Source organism: Yersinia sp. J1 (genome assembly GCF_050586585.1).
Taxonomy (GTDB): Bacteria; Pseudomonadota; Gammaproteobacteria; order Enterobacterales; family Enterobacteriaceae; genus Yersinia; species Yersinia entomophaga.
Genome location: NZ_JBOBDP010000048.1, coordinates 1 through 1,108 on the forward strand (window position 1 = coordinate 1; position 1,108 = coordinate 1,108).

Below are 1,108 nucleotides of genomic sequence, written 5' to 3' on the forward strand. Positions count from 1 at the left end.
CGAGCACCAGATCATCGCCGTACTGAAGTCCGTCGAAGCGGGTAGGACCGTCAAAGATGTGTGCCGCGAGGCTGCTATTTCCGAAGCCAGCTATTACAATTGGAAGGCGAAATATGGCGGGATGGAAGCCGCTGATATCAAAAAAATCAAAGATCTAGAAGACGAGAATCGCCGTCTGAAGCAGATGTTTGCCGACCTGAGTCTGGAATGCCGTGCGCTGAAAGACGTCATCGAAAAAAAGCTTTAAAACCAGCGATAAAGCGTGAGCTCGTCAACTATCTGACCACGCAGTTTACGATGAGCATACGCCAGGCATGCAGGACGTTATCGCTGAGCAGGACGGTGTTTCGTTATCAACCGAATACACGACGTGATGAACCGGTGATCCAGAGGCTGACTGAGGCGGCTGAACGCTATCCCCGCTATGGATTTAAGAAGCTTTTTCAGGTGCTTCGCAGGCAGGGATACGCCTGGAACCACAAACGCATACACCGGATTTACTGTCTGCTAAAACTGAATTTTCGTCGTAAAGGGAAACAACGCCTGCCGGTGCGTAATCCGGCGCCGCTGGCCACGCCGGAAGCCCTCAACCAAAGCTGGTCGATTGATTTTATGCACGACGCGCTGACATGTGGCCGACGTTTTCGGACTTTCAACGTCGTGGATGATTTTAACCGCGAGGCTCTGGCTATCGAAATTGACCTGAATATTCCGGCGCAGCGCATTGTGCGGGTGCTGGACAGAATAGCGGCAAACCGTGGCTATCCGCTGAAGATGCGGATGGATAACGGGCCGGAATTGATATCACTGGCGCTGGCACAATGGGCTGAAGACCATGGCGTGATGCTGGAATTTATCAAGCCCGGCAAACCAACACAGAACGCGTTTATCGAACGGTTTAACCGAACGTACCGGACCGAAATACTGGATTTTTATCTGTTCAGAACACTGAATGAAGCACGGGAAATAACGGAGCGCTGGCTGAATGAATACAACAGTGAGCGGCCTCATGAATCCCTGAATAATCTGACGCCGGAAGAATATCGGCTGATGGCTGAGAAACCGGAAATCTCAAAAAGTGTGTGGAACTAAAGCTGGGATACTTACA

Annotated in this window: 1 protein-coding gene; it reads left to right on the forward strand. The window is 51.0% G+C overall.

Annotated elements, in window-relative coordinates; genetic code table 11:
- A protein-coding gene (locus ACQ4OC_RS19525; protein WP_430971559.1) for an IS3 family transposase occupies positions 1–1,092 on the forward strand; the annotation gives its coding sequence in 2 pieces (ribosomal slippage) (positions 1–242 and positions 242–1,092; 1,093 coding nt annotated over the 2 pieces). This gene is flagged as partial in the annotation.
- Positions 1,093–1,108 lie beyond the last annotated feature (16 nt).